General features: G+C 51.4%; 16 protein-coding genes. 7 read left to right on the forward strand and 9 right to left on the reverse strand.

The window, feature by feature from the left end; translation table 11 throughout:
- Nucleotides 1-4 precede the first annotated feature (4 nt).
- The 3 genes from OGV93_RS19235 to OGV93_RS19245 all read right to left on the reverse strand — a co-directional run bounded on the left by OGV93_RS19235 (nucleotide 5) and on the right by OGV93_RS19245 (nucleotide 3,052).
- Nucleotides 5-691: a CPBP family intramembrane glutamic endopeptidase gene (locus OGV93_RS19235; protein ID WP_047417544.1), complete on the reverse strand. Its 687-nt coding sequence runs from the start codon at nucleotides 689-691 to the stop codon at nucleotides 5-7.
- A 151-nt stretch (nucleotides 692-842) separates the two neighbouring features.
- A complete protein-coding gene (locus OGV93_RS19240; RefSeq protein WP_287110002.1) occupies nucleotides 843-2,333 on the reverse strand; it encodes a sensor histidine kinase in 1,491 nt (496 codons plus the stop codon).
- Nucleotides 2,330-3,052, reverse strand: a complete 723-nt coding sequence (locus OGV93_RS19245; RefSeq protein ID WP_016153040.1) for a winged helix-turn-helix domain-containing protein — start codon at nucleotides 3,050-3,052, stop codon at nucleotides 2,330-2,332. Before OGV93_RS19245 ends, OGV93_RS19240 begins: the two co-directional genes overlap by 4 nt.
- A gap of 189 nt (nucleotides 3,053-3,241) precedes the next feature.
- Between OGV93_RS19245 and msrP the strand changes: the two genes are divergently transcribed.
- The 6 genes from msrP (at nucleotide 3,242) to OGV93_RS19270 (ending at nucleotide 8,032) form a co-directional block, all read left to right on the forward strand.
- Nucleotides 3,242-4,246, forward strand: a complete 1,005-nt coding sequence (gene msrP, locus OGV93_RS19250) for a protein-methionine-sulfoxide reductase catalytic subunit MsrP (protein WP_094169223.1) — start codon at nucleotides 3,242-3,244, stop codon at nucleotides 4,244-4,246.
- On the forward strand, nucleotides 4,247-4,873 hold the full coding sequence (gene msrQ, locus OGV93_RS19255) for a protein-methionine-sulfoxide reductase heme-binding subunit MsrQ (RefSeq protein ID WP_287110005.1): 627 nt from the start codon (nucleotides 4,247-4,249) through the stop codon (nucleotides 4,871-4,873).
- Between the two features lie 46 nt (nucleotides 4,874-4,919).
- Nucleotides 4,920-6,407: a carboxypeptidase M32 gene (locus OGV93_RS19260; protein ID WP_047417554.1), complete on the forward strand. Its 1,488-nt coding sequence runs from the start codon at nucleotides 4,920-4,922 to the stop codon at nucleotides 6,405-6,407.
- A gap of 137 nt (nucleotides 6,408-6,544) precedes the next feature.
- The gene (gene asr, locus OGV93_RS19265) at nucleotides 6,545-6,940 is read left to right on the forward strand and encodes an acid resistance repetitive basic protein Asr (protein WP_003028934.1); all 396 of its coding nucleotides are present in this window, start codon (nucleotides 6,545-6,547) and stop codon (nucleotides 6,938-6,940) included.
- Nucleotides 6,941-7,026: 86 nt separating this feature from the next.
- Nucleotides 7,027-7,110, forward strand: coding sequence for a small membrane protein YdgU (gene ydgU, locus OGV93_RS23970; protein WP_049259791.1), 84 nt, complete (start codon nucleotides 7,027-7,029; stop codon nucleotides 7,108-7,110).
- A 100-nt stretch (nucleotides 7,111-7,210) separates the two neighbouring features.
- Nucleotides 7,211-8,032, forward strand: a complete 822-nt coding sequence (locus OGV93_RS19270; protein ID WP_287110006.1) for a trypsin-like serine peptidase — start codon at nucleotides 7,211-7,213, stop codon at nucleotides 8,030-8,032.
- A gap of 34 nt (nucleotides 8,033-8,066) precedes the next feature.
- Here OGV93_RS19270 and mdtI read toward each other — a convergent pair whose 3' ends face one another.
- The 3 genes from mdtI to OGV93_RS23975 all read right to left on the reverse strand — a co-directional run bounded on the left by mdtI (nucleotide 8,067) and on the right by OGV93_RS23975 (nucleotide 9,026).
- A complete protein-coding gene (gene mdtI / locus OGV93_RS19275; RefSeq protein WP_047500497.1) occupies nucleotides 8,067-8,396 on the reverse strand; it encodes a multidrug/spermidine efflux SMR transporter subunit MdtI in 330 nt (109 codons plus the stop codon).
- Nucleotides 8,383-8,748 (reverse strand): multidrug/spermidine efflux SMR transporter subunit MdtJ, encoded by a 366-nt coding sequence (gene mdtJ, locus OGV93_RS19280; RefSeq protein WP_161623250.1) that lies wholly within the window; start codon nucleotides 8,746-8,748, stop codon nucleotides 8,383-8,385. The genes mdtI and mdtJ overlap by 14 nt, the downstream gene beginning before the upstream one ends.
- A gap of 107 nt (nucleotides 8,749-8,855) precedes the next feature.
- Complete coding sequence (locus tag OGV93_RS23975; RefSeq protein ID WP_085951052.1) at nucleotides 8,856-9,026, reverse strand: protein YdgV; 171 nt, start codon at nucleotides 9,024-9,026, stop codon at nucleotides 8,856-8,858.
- A 138-nt stretch (nucleotides 9,027-9,164) separates the two neighbouring features.
- Between OGV93_RS23975 and OGV93_RS19285 the strand changes: the two genes are divergently transcribed.
- Entirely contained in the window at nucleotides 9,165-10,199 is a 1,035-nt protein-coding gene (locus tag OGV93_RS19285; protein ID WP_016156458.1) for an AI-2E family transporter, read from the forward strand.
- Between the two features lie 25 nt (nucleotides 10,200-10,224).
- Here the strand turns inward: OGV93_RS19285 and OGV93_RS19290 are convergent, their stop codons facing one another.
- The 3 genes from OGV93_RS19290 to pntA all read right to left on the reverse strand — a co-directional run bounded on the left by OGV93_RS19290 (nucleotide 10,225) and on the right by pntA (nucleotide 14,509).
- Complete coding sequence (locus tag OGV93_RS19290; RefSeq protein WP_137352250.1) at nucleotides 10,225-11,421, reverse strand: multidrug effflux MFS transporter; 1,197 nt, start codon at nucleotides 11,419-11,421, stop codon at nucleotides 10,225-10,227.
- Between the two features lie 159 nt (nucleotides 11,422-11,580).
- Nucleotides 11,581-12,969, reverse strand: a complete 1,389-nt coding sequence (gene pntB / locus OGV93_RS19295) for a Re/Si-specific NAD(P)(+) transhydrogenase subunit beta (RefSeq protein WP_016153031.1) — start codon at nucleotides 12,967-12,969, stop codon at nucleotides 11,581-11,583.
- Between the two features lie 10 nt (nucleotides 12,970-12,979).
- Nucleotides 12,980-14,509 carry a Re/Si-specific NAD(P)(+) transhydrogenase subunit alpha gene (pntA, locus tag OGV93_RS19300; RefSeq protein WP_287110007.1) on the reverse strand — a complete coding sequence of 510 codons (1,530 nt, stop codon included), beginning with the start codon at nucleotides 14,507-14,509 and terminating at the stop codon, nucleotides 12,980-12,982.
- Nucleotides 14,510-14,966 lie beyond the last annotated feature (457 nt).

Consider the following 14,966-nt stretch of genomic DNA (forward strand, 5'->3'; position numbering starts at 1 on the left):
TTCATCAACCAGGCTGTAACGTCTGAGCCCCCATTTGCAGGGCAATAACCGTCCCGTTCATCGCTATATGCAGCATAACCGGCATCAGCAGGCCGTTGCTTTTCAGTCTGGCGATGATCAAAACCTGCGACACAAGAAACAGCATCAGCAACGTGCGCAGATCCACATACTGGGTATGCATGATGGCAAAAATGACCGATACCACCACCGACGACAGCCAAGTTTTATTATTGAACCAATACTGGAATGCGTTGAATAAACAGCCCCTGAAAACAATCTCTTCATACACTGGCGCAATAAATATCAGGGTCAGAGTGGATAACCACAGCGCGTAGCTGTTTAGGGATATCTGGCTGGTCACCCACGCTTCGGTTTGTCTGAGGCCCAGAAACCATGGCAGGATAAGCTGAATAAACAGCAGCGCCACGAACAAAATGGCAAACCATCTGGCGTTGAAAATTCCCTTTCCCAGCCCCTCTCTTTTTCTGAAGAAGAAGTAATACAGCGGGACCAGCACAACAAATTCCAGCGCAAACAGCAGCGGAAAAAGTAGCCCTTTGGCAAGCAGAACCTGGCTGGCGGGGAAAAACAACGGAATAAACGTGAGGCCAAACATCAGCAAAAACATGGTAAAACAGCCAGCAACCGCTTTGGTCCTGACGATATACAGGTTGTCGGCATCCTGTGACATACGATCTCCTTGCGCTTATCAAAGCTAACTTGATGAATTATCAAATATGATAAAAATTCTCATTATCACTGACAACCTACCAACTTTTACGCAATGCCCACGATTTACAACGCGTATAGCGTTACAGACTCTTTTCAGCGGAACATTCTCATCAGCTACTCATTGGGGAATCCGCCAGCGGCAACGAAAAACGGAAACAGGCCCCTGCCGTCGAATTAATCAGGCGGATATCTCCCCCATGCAGTTCGAGCATTCTGCGCACGATCAGTAAGCCCAGACCACCACGCTCAGCCCGCTGCTCACGGGGTAGTAACGCCGTCGGGCGCTGAAATAATACTTCGCGAACAGCCTCTTCGACGCCAGGCCCGCTGTCCTGCACTTCTGCTAACAAGCGGTCTTCCTCACGCCAGACTTTTAACCACACTTCGCCCCCGTCAGGCGTATGACGGATAGCGTTATCCAGCAAATTCGTGACGATTCTTTCCATCATCGATAAATCGGCATTCACCAGCGGTAACGGACCAATTACGTCAAGGTGCAACTGCAAATGACGCGTGGCAACGGGTAGATCAAATTTCTGCGCCACATCCTGGATCAGCTCGCCAATAGCAAAACGTTCACGCTGTGGTTTTATGCCGCCATGCTCAAGTCTCGCCAGCTCAAAAAGCTGTTGTGACAGATGGCGAACCTTATGCCCCTGGCGCAGTGCAATGCTTAGATAATGCCGATTTTCCTCCGGCGTCATCGTATCGGCTTTCAGCGACAGCATTTCCAGATACCCCAGCAGTGAAGTGAGCGGCGTACGTAAATCGTGCGAAATATTGGCGATAAACTCTCTGCGCTGACGATCGCTGTCAGCTAATAAATCCCATTGGTGGGCAATTTTCTGTGCTAACTCAATAAATGCATTGTTCAGCAACGCAATTTCATTCGCCGGAGTTAAATCGGGCTTTTTCTGCGCCAGCTGTTTTATGACGCTAATGCTGTCCTGCTCCAGATTAACCACCTGACCTGTCAGCCTTTTCACCGGATTCGTCACCCATCTCCACACCAGGTACCCCGCGATTGCACCGGCTAATAAAACCAGTATTAACGTCCCGGTCACGGTGTTCCAAAGCGTTTTTTGCCAGGCGGTATTCGCCAGCATATTGAGATCTTCGCCCTGGAGAATAATGTACAAATAGCCATGCAGCTTGCCGTTAAATAAAACTGGCGCAGCGCTGAATACCTTTTGCTGGCTGCTGCGCGGATCATTGCCATAAACGGGCAGCTCGTCCGAATTAAGGAAAACCTGGATCGGCTGTACGCTAATGTTCTGGCGCTGAATATGCCCAGGCGGAGCGGCATCAGCAAGTATCTCGCCTGACGGTGAAACCAGATACAGCTCCACGCTTGGGTTTAGCGTCATCAGGTGATTGAACAGTCCTTTTAAGGTCTGCCGATTAACCTGACCGCTGGCATCAATAAGCGACTCACTTTTGACAATTTTGCTTGCCAATTCCAGCGAGAGCCTTTGCACCATGGCGTCGCCATACTGTTTACTGCTGCGGATCTGGACAACGCTGACCGCAACCGCGCAAATCAACATAATAGCGGTAAAGACCAGGGTCAGACGCTGGCTCAGCGACAATCGATAAATCATGGTTGATGCTCCGCGTTAACCGCAGCAAGCTTATAGCCTCGTCCCCACACGGTAAGAATAATTTCCGGCTCCGCAGCATCTTTTTCAATTTTGGTGCGCAGGCGATTAATATGACTGTTCACCGTATGCTCATATCCTTCGTGCTGGTAGCCCCACACCTGGTCTAACAACGCCTGACGCGAAAAGACCTCCCCGGGATGGCGGGCGAAAAAATAGAGCAGATCGAATTCACGCGGCGTTAAATCGAGGGATTTACCCTGCAGGCGGACTTCCCGGGCTAATGGATCAATCTCCACACCATGGACGGTGATAATCCCCGCCTCCATACGCAGGTTCTGACTCATCGCCTCCTGACGGCGAAACAACGCCTTCACCCGGGCCATCAATTCCAGCACCGAGAAAGGTTTGGCTAAATAATCATCGGCGCCCATTTCCAGCCCCAGTACGCGGTGAGTTTCACTGGTGCGAGCGCTGATAATAATGACAGGTAGATAGAAACTCATTTGCCGAATGCGACGACAAATTTCCAGACCGTCCACACCCGGCAGCATCAAATCGAGGATAACGGCATCCCAGACGTGCTTCTCCAGTAGCTCGACCGCTCGCGCGCCATCAGCTTCATGAATAATTTCGTACCCCTCATCCTTCAGGCTAAGTTGCAAAAGTGAGGCAATATCGCTGTCATCTTCCACCAAAAATATCTTTTTCGCGCCAGCCATCAGTGTCATCCCCCTCTCGTCATGCTGAAAGCTTACCTCAGGCAAGGGGCGGAAGTTATCACAAAATTTTTAACTTTTCGTGAGGATCCAGGGATACGCATGCGTCCAGTATGACGTTATAGATAGGTCAGGCATCAACAGGGAAACGTCGATTTGTTTTCCTTAACATGAAAATAAAAAGGAAAAGTTATGCAGAAAAAACATCCACTTCGGGAAGCTGATGTTACCGCCGAGTCCGTTTTTTTTATGCAACGACGACAGATCCTCAAAGCTCTTGGGATAGGTGCGGCGGCGGCTTCGTTCTCTTCCCCGACACAGGCCGGTCTGCTGAATTGGTTTAAAGGCAACGATCGCCCGTCTGCACCGGCGGGCAAACCGCTCGAGTTCACAAAACCCGAGATCTGGCAAAACAATCTGCCCTTGACGCCGGAAGACAAGGTCACGGGCTACAACAATTTCTACGAATTTGGTCTGGATAAAGCCGATCCTGCCGCGAATGCCGGTAGCCTGAAAACCGATCCCTGGACGTTAACCATCAGCGGTGAAGTGAACAAACCTTTAACGTTGGATCATGATGCGCTGACGAGTCGTTTTCCATTAGAAGAGCGTATTTACCGGATGCGTTGCGTTGAGGCGTGGTCGATGGTTGTACCGTGGGTCGGCTTTCCTTTGCATAAATTATTGGCGCTGGTTGAACCCACCAGCCACGCCAAATACGTCGCCTTTGAAACACGCTACGCGCCTGATGAAATGCCCGGCCAGAAAGATCGCTTCATTGGTGGCGGGTTGAAGTATCCCTATGTTGAAGGTTTACGTCTGGACGAGGCCATGCACCCGCTTACCCTTCTGACCGTGGGCGTGTATGGCAAAGCGTTGCCGCCGCAAAACGGAGCGCCAATACGCCTGACCGTACCCTGGAAGTACGGCTTCAAGGGCATTAAATCGATAGTCAGTATTAAGCTGACGCGTGAACAGCCGCCGACGACCTGGAATATGTCGGCACCTAACGAATACGGTTTTTACGCCAACGTCAATCCGCAAGTCGATCACCCCCGCTGGTCTCAGGCCACAGAGCGTTTTATCGGTTCGGGTGGCATTCTCGATGTGCAGCGACAGCCCACGTTGCCTTTTAATGGTTATGCCGATGAGGTGGCTTCTTTATATCAGGGCATGGATCTACGGGAGTATTTTTAAGTGAGGTTAACCGCAAAACAGATAACCGGCCTGAAAGTACTGCTGCATCTCGCCGGTTTATTACCCCTGCTATGGCTCTTCTGGGCCGCGCAGCGTGGTGAGTTGGGGGCCGACCCGGGTAAAGATATCCAGCACTTTACGGGCATCACCGCGCTGAAGTTTCTGCTTGCTACCCTGCTGGTGTCACCGCTTGCCCGCTACGCAAAGCAGCCGTTGTTGTATCGCACCCGTCGATTATTAGGGTTATGGTGTTTTGCATGGGCCACGCTGCATATGACCAGCTATGCGCTGCTGGAGTTGGGTATACAAAATCTGGGATTATTGGGACGTGAACTGGTTTCACGCCCATGGCTAACGTTGGGCATGACTGGTTGGATAATCTTATTCCTGCTGACGCTGACCTCCACGCAAGCCGCGCAGCGTAAAATGGGCAAACGCTGGCAAACGTTGCACAACTACGTCTACCTGGCGGCCGTTTTGCTTCCGCTGCATTATCTGTGGTCGGTAAAAGTGTTATCACCGCTCCCCATTATTTATGCCCTCTGTTTTCTCGTGCTACTGGCTTTTCGCTATAAAAAGCTGTTACGCAAAGTCGGGTTCAACGGTGTGTTTATGAAAAGTGAATGAATCACGGTAAACTTCTCATCACACCTAAACAGAACGAGAACAAAAAATGAGTAACAATGATAATTACCATCAGCTCACCCGCACGTTCCAGCGGCTCTCTCGCTTCTCCCACCTCTCGGCAATCGCCAGTTGGGACATGTTTACCATGATGCCATCTGGCGGCAGCAAAGCTCGCGGCGAAGCGCTGGCCGAGCTGAGTGTGCTTGAGCACCAGTTGTTAACCGACCCGAAGGTGGCAACGTGGATCGCCGCAGCCCAACAGGAGGACCTTAACGATGTTGAGCAGGCCAACCTGCGCGAAATGTCGCGACTGCATCATCAGGCATCCTTACTACCTGAATCGTTGGTAGAAGCGAAATCACTCGCGGGTAGCCGCTGTGAGCATGCCTGGCGCAGCCAGCGACCAGCCAATGACTGGGAGGGATTTTCCGAAAACCTGAAAGAGGTCGTGAAGCACAGTCGTGAAGAAGCCCGGCTGCGTGCGGAAGTCACAGGCTGTTCGCCGTATGACGCGCTACTGGACATATTCGAACCAGGGATGACCAGTGCCCAATTGGATGTCCTGTTTGCAGACGTTAAAAGCTGGCTACCGGATCTGCTCAACAAGGTGGTGGCAAAGCAGTCTCAGCAGTCGCTCATCGCCCCGGTTGGTCCTTTCCCAACCGCAATCCAGCGAGAGTTGGGCCTTGAAACGATGGCGCAGTTGGGATTCGATTTTACGGCTGGTCGACTGGATATCAGTGCGCACCCCTTCTGTGGTGGCGTACCTGAAGATGTGCGTATCACCACCCGCTATGATGAAAACGAATTACTTAGCGCGCTGTTTGGCGTGATCCATGAAACCGGTCACGCCCGCTATGAGCAAAATCTGCCGCACAGTTGGTCAGGGCAACCTATCGCCCTGGCACGCTCAACCGCTATTCATGAGTCCCAGAGTCTGTTCTTTGAGATGCAACTGGGGCGCAGTAAAGCATTTCTGACGCGGTTAATTCCTGCTGTGACGCGCCACTTTGGCGATCAGGCTGCGTTTGAAGAAAGCAATTTCATCGCCTGGAACCAGCAGGTTAAACCCGGTTTTATCCGTGTTGATGCCGACGAGGTGAGCTATCCTGCTCACGTTATCCTGCGTTATGAAATCGAACGCGCGCTCATTAATGGCGATATTGAAGTGGATGATATCCCGGCATTGTGGAATGAGAAAATGCAGTCCTGGCTGGGGCTGTCAACCATCGGCAACTATCGTAACGGTTGTATGCAGGATATTCACTGGACCGATGGCGGCTTTGGCTACTTCCCTTCTTATACTTTAGGCGCCATGTATGCGGCGCAGTTATTCAGTGCCGCTAAGCGCGCATTGCCTGATTTAGAGCAGTCTATTGCGCAAGGTGAGTTTGGTGCCCTGTTTGACTGGTTACGTCAGAATATTTGGCAGCATGGCAGCCGTTTCACCACTGAACAGCTTATTACCCAGGCCACCGGAGAGCCGCTCAGCAGCCGTTATTTCCGCGCTCATCTGGAAGCCCGCTATTTGTAATCTCATACCGTGAGTCATTGTACATATCGTTACACGTCGAAACCAATGACTCACGGAAGCCCTGTGATTACAGCGATATAGTTATTTCAACGGCCCCGCAGTGGGGTTGAATGAAAAACCAAATCGAGGGTATGAGAATGAAAAAAGTATTAGCTCTGGTTGTTGCCGCTGCTATGGGTCTGTCTTCTGCTGCATTTGCTGCTGAAACAACTGCTACCACCGCTCCGGCTGCTGCTGCAACCACCAAAGCAGCTCCGGCAAAAACCACTCATCATAAAAAACAGCACAAAGCAGCGCCGCAGAAAGCGCAGGCTGCCAAGAAACACGCTAAAAAATCCACCACAAAACCGGCTGTAGAACAGAAAGCGCCAGAGCAGAAAGCTCAGGCTGCTAAAAAACACACCAAAAAAGCAGCGACCAAACCCGCTGCAGAACAAAAAGCACCAGAGCAGAAAGCTCAGGCAGCAAAAAAACACACCAAAAAAGCCGTAAAACACGACACCGCTAAACCCGCTGCTCAACCAGCTGCATAACACATTTGTAGTTACTATGGCGTCCCCCACGCCATAGCATACGGCGCTAAATCAACCTGATTTAGCGCCGCCTTTTGGAGGGTAAAATGGTGTCACATTATCGCTTTGAGTTCATTCTTATTACCCTGATAATTTGCGCCCTCATTGCCATGCATTTTTATCTATCCTGAGTGTAGTTATCTGATTTTACTCCCACTTTCCCGCCGTCCCGTCTATAGTATTAACTGAGGGTTTGCTGTTAAAAATCATAATTCCCCACCAGAGTGTGATATGCATAAAACCATTGCTGTGTTACTGGGTTCAATTTGTTTACTTCCTGTCGTTGCGCATGCGGACCAGCCTGCAACGGCCAGCGCTGAAGCAGAAAACGTAAAAACGCTGTTTTTTGGTCATGACGATCGCATAAAAGTGACTGACCCAACGCAATCTCCTTGGGACGCTATCGGGCAACTGGAAACCGTCAGCGGTAACCTGTGTACTGCCACGCTCATTTCACCACGACTGGCACTGACTGCCGGACACTGCTTACTCACCCCCCCGAAAGGCAAGCCGGATAAAGCCGTGGCATTACGCTTCGTGTCGAAAAAGGGTGTCTGGCGCTACGAGATCCACGGCATTGAAGGACGGGTAGATCCCTCGCTCGGAAAACGTTTAAAAGCCGATGGCGATGGCTGGATTGTGCCGCCTTCCGCGGCCCCGTGGGATTTCGGTCTGGTGGTGCTGCGTTACCCACCTTCTGGCATCACACCGCTGCCATTATTTGAAGGTGATAAAGCGGCATTAACCGCGGCGCTGAAAACCGCAGATCGTAAAGTTACGCAGTCGGGCTACCCGGAAGATCATCTCGATGATTTGTACACGCATCAGGATTGCGTGGTGACCGGTTGGGCGCAGAATACCGTTTTGTCGCACCAGTGCGACACACTCCCGGGCGACAGCGGTTCACCATTGATGTTGAAGACAGATACTGGCTGGCAATTGATTGGCGTACAAAGCTCCGCTCCGGCGGCGAAAGATCGCTGGCGGGCCGATAATCGCGCCATATCCGTGACCGGTTTTCGCGATAAGCTGGATGAGTTGGCGAACGAATAACCTATGCTGCCCGTAGTAACGGGCAGCACTGAGATCAGGCAAGTTTAATCATCACCATTCCGGCAAGCAGCAGCGCCACACCGATCCAGCCTTTATGATTCAGGCGCTGACCAAACAATACCCAACCTGCCGCTAACGTCGCAGCAATCCCAAAGCCGCCCCACAAGGCGTAGGCAACAGAAAGGTCGATACCTTTTACCGCCTGGGACAGCGCGCTAAAGGCCGCTAACACGGCTGCCAGCGACAGCACGCCATAAGTCTTGCGGCGAAACCCATCTGAAAATTTCAAAAAGACGTTAGCGACGATTTCGAGCACAATGGCTATGCCAAGCCATGCGCCGTGAACCCACTCAAACTGCTGCATGGCTCACCTCTCTGCCCGCCTTTGTCGGTTTTCGTGTACCGGATTTAATCAGCACAATACCTAACACCAGCGAGACCAGTCCAGCCACCTTCATCGTGGACAAGGTTTCGTCAAATAGCAGCACGCTGAACAGCGTAATAAATAAAATACCGATACCTTCCCATAAGGCATAGGCCACACCAAGGGCAATTTTTTTAACGGCAAAACTGAGAAAAATATACGATAAGGCAATCATTACCAGCATTAAAATAAAGCCCGAATTACCATGGCCGACGCTTGCCCATTTCATTGACAGCGTACCAGTAATTTCAGCCGCGATGGCCAGACCTAATAATATCCAGTAAAACATAATGCTTCTCCTGCTTGAGAATATAGTCCTTTGGGCCTACTGCATGCAGTAAACCAAAAAATAAAATTAGTTAGCTCAGCGCACAGCGCCAGCTCAGGCAGAAGAAGGGACTAAAGCGCGTTGCGCCAGTGTTGCTCACCCGCAAGCAAGAAAGTGGAGGAGGTACGAAGAAGTGAAGGTAAACGCAAAAACATCCTGAACATATTGTCCATAATATTACAATTATCCGCAGTGTTGCTTCTCATCATCGCGGATGATAATTGTCCTCGGTAGTTAAACACAGATGATTTGTACCATAGCTTCAATGCGAACTCAAAGTCTTTTCACTTCTTTACCTGCCCCATTTGATTTTTGTTATAACAGCTCGACGCAAATCACATTATTATTCAGATTCAAAAATGAAAAATGCAGGAATACACATGGCGAAACCGATCATCACGCTTAACGGCCTAAAAATAGTCATTATGCTGGGCATGCTGGTTATCATCCTGAGCGGCATCCGCGTTGCCGCAGATATCATCGTCCCATTTATTCTGGCGTTATTTATTGCCGTCGTGCTTAACCCCGTGGTGCAGCGGATGGTCAAACTTCGTATACCGCGCGTAATAGCGGTATCATTGCTCATTGTTATTATTGTGATGCTAATGGTGTTGCTATTAGCGTATTTAGGTACATCCTTAAATGAGCTTGCGCGAACGCTGCCGCAGTATCGCTCTTCACTGGTTATCCCACTCAAAAACCTTGAGCCGTGGTTACAGCGCGCAGGGATCGGCGTTTCCGTGGATGAACTCGTCAAATATATCGACCCGAACGCAGCAATGACGCTGGTGACCAATTTACTGGCGCAGTTGTCTAATGCCATGTCATCGATATTTTTACTGCTGTTGACGGTGGTTTTTATGCTGCTGGAAGTACCGCAGTTACCCAACAAACTCAAACAAATGATGAGTCGTCCCATTGAGGGAATGGCGGCGATTCAACGCGCCATCGACAGCGTTTCCCACTATCTGGTGCTCAAAACGGCGATCAGCATTGTGACCGGGCTGGTGGCCTGGGGCATGCTCGCCGCACTCGACGTGCGTTTCGCTTTTGTCTGGGGACTGCTGGCGTTTGCGCTCAACTATATTCCTAATATCGGTTCGGTGCTGGCCGCCATTCCCCCTATTGCTCAGGTGCTGGTATTTAGCGGCCTTTATGACGCCCTGGTGGTTTTGGCAGGTTATCTGGTCATTAACCTGGTGTTCGGAAATATCCTCGAACCACGGATCATGGGGCGTGGACTTGGGTTGTCTACGCTGGTGGTGTTTCTGTCGTTAATCTTCTGGGGCTGGTTACTGGGGCCTGTCGGGATGCTGCTTTCTGTGCCGCTGACCATCATCGTGAAAATCGCGCTTGAGCAAACCAACGGCGGTCAAAGCATTGCCGTGTTGCTGAGCGATCTCAATAAAGAGTGAATTCGCCCCGCCATTGCGGGCATTTTTATCGTTTAGCCCGTAGCGCCAGAACGGCGCTACACAACGTAAATAACGCAATTATCCAGGCCATAGTCCATGGTGTTCCGTCGCTGAAGGCGGCCAGCAGCAATGACGAGATAATGCCGCTACCGTATTGTAACGCGCCAATCAGCGCGGAGGCTGAACCGGCGATGCTCGGTACCGCGTCCAGCGCGGCAGCGGTTGAAGTAGCAGCAATAATGCCATTCATTGAGAAAAACAGAAAAACGGTGATGATAATGGCTTCAACGCCACCTGACTCCAGCTTAACCAGCACCGCAAGCGCCACTGCAGCCAGCGCCGCCAGCATCGTCGCATACTTTAGCAGTTGCTCCAGAGAATGCCGTTGCACCAGACGACGGTTTACTACGCTCATGACCATGACTCCGACAATATTGAGCGCAAACAGCCAGCCGTAATGCTGTGGTTCAACATGATAATAGCTAATATAAACAAACGGCGAACCGGTAATAAACGCATACGCGGCAACGTAATAACACGTCAGGCTCAGGGTGTAGCGCATAAAACGTCCATTGGCGAATAGCGAACGATAATTACGAAATGCGCCAGCTAAAGAAGCTTTCACCCGTTTCTCTTCCGGCAATGTTTCCGGCAGCCAGTTTAAGGAGATAAACATCAGCGCTCCTATCACCGCCAGCAGCCAAAAAACAGAGTGCCAGGTGCTCAGGCGAATAATTTGTCCGCCAATCAACGGTCCTGCTATTGGCGCAATCGCCATGACCAGCACCAGAGTTGAAAGCATTTGCGCCGCGCGAGTACGTGCAAAGAGATCGCGGATCATCGCCCGCGCCAGCATAGGTCCGGTACAGGCTCCAAGCGCCTGAAAAACTCGCCAGAAAACAATTTGCGTAATACTCGTGGACATCGCACATCCTGCGGAGCCGATGATAAAAAGCACCATGCCAATTAACAGCGGTTTACGCCGTCCCAGATGATCGCTTATCGGCCCCCAAATCAATTGCGCAATGGCGAAACCTACCAAAAAACCGGTGATCGTCAGTTCTACATTGCCATGCAAATCCTCTGCCATTGTCGGCATTGCCGGAAGATAAATGTCGGTGGAAAGCGAGGCAAAGGCCATCAGGCCACTGAGGATCAGAATAAAAGTAAGACCAGTCTGGCTTGCTATAGCCGCCGACGAGGCATGTTTACGTGTACTCATAGCGCCCTGTTATGTTCTAAAAAGTCAGGAAGCAGTATATACACGGCGTTTTACGGTGATTAGACGGTTAAAACCGTATGGGTTTATGAGCGGTAATCATGAATAGCGGAGTATTAAAAAGACGACCTCCGCAGAGGCCGTCTTGGTTTGCGCTGACGATTACAGCGCTTTCAGGATCGCATCCACGCTGGCTTTGGCATCGCCAAACAGCATATGGGTGTTTTCTTTAAAGAACAGCGGGTTCTGCACGCCAGCATAGCCGGTGTTCATAGAGCGTTTGAACACGATAACGTTCTGCGCTTTCCATACTTCCAGCACCGGCATACCGGCGATTGGGCTACGCGGATCGTCCTGCGCCGCCGGGTTTACCGTATCGTTGGCGCCAATCACCAGCACGGTATCGGTATCGGCGAAATCATCATTGATTTCATCCATTTCCAGCACGATGTCATAGGGTACTTTGGCTTCCGCCAGCAGTACGTTCATATGACCTGGCAAGCGCCCTGCTACCGGGTGAATACCGAAACGTACCTTGATGCCGCGCGCGCGCAGTTTCTCGGTGATTTCAGCAACCGGATATTGCGCCTGTGCCACGGCCATGCCATAGCCCGGGGTGATTATCACGGAGTGCGAATTCTTCAGCATTTCTGCCGTGTCTTCCGCATTAATCTCACGATGCTCACCGACTTCTTCATCAGACCCCGTAGAAGAACCGTCAGAACCAAAGCCACCGGCAATCACGCTGATAAACGAACGGTTCATCGCCTTACACATGATGTAAGACAGGATCGCACCGGAAGAACCAACCAGCGCACCGGTAACAATCAGCAGATCGTTGCTGAGCATAAAGCCCGCCGCCGCCGCCGCCCATCCTGAATAGGAGTTAAGCATTGAAACGACGACCGGCATATCCGCACCGCCGATGGACGCCACCAGATGCCAGCCAAAGGCTAACGCAATAATGGTCATCACCAGCAGCGCCAGAACCTGCAGGCCCACGCTTTCGGTACGAACAAACACCACCAGCAGCAGGAAAGAAACAACCAGCGCCGCCAGGTTCATTTTGTGACGATTCGGCAGCATCAGCGGTTTAGAGGAGATCTTACCGCGCAGTTTGCCAAACGCCACCACGGAACCGGTAAAGGTCACCGCACCGATGAAGATACCAAGGAACACTTCCGTCAGGTGAATGTTCACCAGAATCGGTTCCAGGCCCGTGTCGTGATACAGGTAGCTGTTGAAACCCACCAGTACCGCCGCCAGACCGACGAAGCTGTGCAGAATCGCCACCAGCTCCGGCATCTCGGTCATCTCGACTTTCTTCGCCAGACGAATACCAATCGCGCCGCCGATGATCATCGCCACCAGGATCCACGCAACGTTGCCGGTCTCCGGGCCAAAAATCGTGGCAATCAGCGCAATCGCCATCCCGGCGATACCGTAGTTGTTACCCTGTTGAGAGGTTTCGTGTTTCGAAAGCCCCGCCAGGCTGAAAATAAACAGGATCGCGGCAACAATGTATGCAGCTGTAACTAATCCTCCAGACATATGTTACCCCTTAGTTTTTCCGGAACATTTTCAGCATGCGCTGAGTCACGGTGAAGCCACCGAAAATATTAATGCTGGCAATAAGCACCGCGATAAAGCTCAGGAAACTCACCCAGCCACCCTGGCCAATTTGCAATAACGCCCCGACAACGATGATCCCGGAGATAGCGTTTGTCACGGACATCAGCGGAGTGTGTAGTGCGTGCGACACATTCCAGACCACGTAGTAACCCACTACACAGGAAAGCGCGAACACCGTAAAGTGCCCCAGGAACTCTTTCGGCGCGACATCAGCAAGCCAGCCAAACAGTATGACGACCAGTGCCATCAACGCATATTTGCGCCACGGAGAGGCCGGTTTTTTCTCTTCTTTCAGCGCGGGCGCGGCTTTTGGCGCAGCCTGCGGCTGAGCAGAAACCTGGATAGGCGGCGCAGGCCAGGTGATTTCACCCTCGCGAACCACCGTAACGCCACGTACGACCACGTCGTCAAAATCGACGGTGATATTGCCGTCTTTCTCTTTGCACAACAGCTTGAGCAGGTTAACGAGGTTCGTGCCATAAAGCTGGGAAGACTGCGTCGGCAGTCGGCCTGGCAGATCGGTATAACCGATAACCTTCACCCCGTTCTCGGTGGTGGTCACCTGGTTAGGCACGGTATATTCGCAGTTACCGCCGTTTTGCGCGGCGAGATCGACAATCACGCTGCCCGCCTTCATCGAATCGACCATTTCGCGGGTGATCAGTTTCGGGGCTGGTTTGCCCGGAATCAACGCGGTGGTAACGATAATATCAACGTCTTTCGCCTGCGCGGCGAAGAGCGCCATTTCGGCTTTGATGAACGCTTCGGACATCACCTTGGCGTAACCGTCGCCGCTGCCGGCCTCTTCTTTAAAGTCCAGTTCGAGGAACTCAGCGCCCATACTCTGAACTTGTTCTTTCACTTCCGGACGGGTGTCAAAAGCACGAACGATAGCGCCCAGGCTGTTTGCCGCACCGATAGCTGCCAGACCAGCTACACCCGCACCAATCACCATGACCTTGGCAGGTGGAACCTTGCCCGCGGCGGTGATCTGGCCGGTGAAGAAGCGGCCAAATTCATGAGCGGCTTCAACAATGGCACGATACCCGGCGATATTCGCCATCGAGCTTAAGGCATCCAGCGACTGCGCGCGCGAAATACGCGGCACGGAGTCCATCGCCATAACCGTCACGTTGCGCTCTGCCAGCTTTTGCAACAGCTCAGGGTTTTGCGCGGGCCAAAGAAAACTCACCAGCGTCGTGCCCGGGTTAAGCAACGGGATTTCCGTCTCTTCCGGCGCGTTGACCTTCAGGATGATCTCTGACTGCCAGACGGCATTTCCGTCAACAATTTCTGCGCCTGCTTGTACAAACGCCTTATCGTCAAAACTTGCCAGTTGACCTGCACCGCTTTCAACCGCGACGCTGAAACCCAACTTAAGCAGCTGCTCAACCGTCTTCGGCGTAGCTGCGACGCGGGTTTCATTGGTTAACCGTTCTCTTGGTATGCCAATTCGCATAATGTTCCCTTCCATCTGTATTTGTGATGATGGTTTATCAATGTTCGCACGAGGCATGCGCGCACTCTCGAAAGAGGTCAGTGTTACCCCAATAAAATAAAACAGTAACAAACTCTGTATAACCTACTGAAAATGACGCCTGTGATCTAGCGCCAAAAAACAGTATTTATTATGAAATTCGCGAAATAGAGATGAATCGAACCGCTGGCAGATAAAATACCCTAAAAATAGCCCACAAAGGCCGATAATTCGCTCAAGCGAAGCGGCAAAACATGATTACGTGCCTGCCAAAAACAATTGATTAACATTAAATTAACTTATGAAATTCAACTGCTTTATCAGTTTTGGTCGCCAAACGCCGAAATTTTCGACATATCACAAAATGTTATCTGTGTTGTTACGTCACGTGGCACGATGAGTGAAAATTGACGCAGACACTGACACAATTTAAATGCAA

Source organism: Citrobacter sp. Cb031 (genome assembly GCF_030336725.1).
Classification (GTDB): domain Bacteria; phylum Pseudomonadota; class Gammaproteobacteria; order Enterobacterales; family Enterobacteriaceae; genus Citrobacter; species Citrobacter braakii.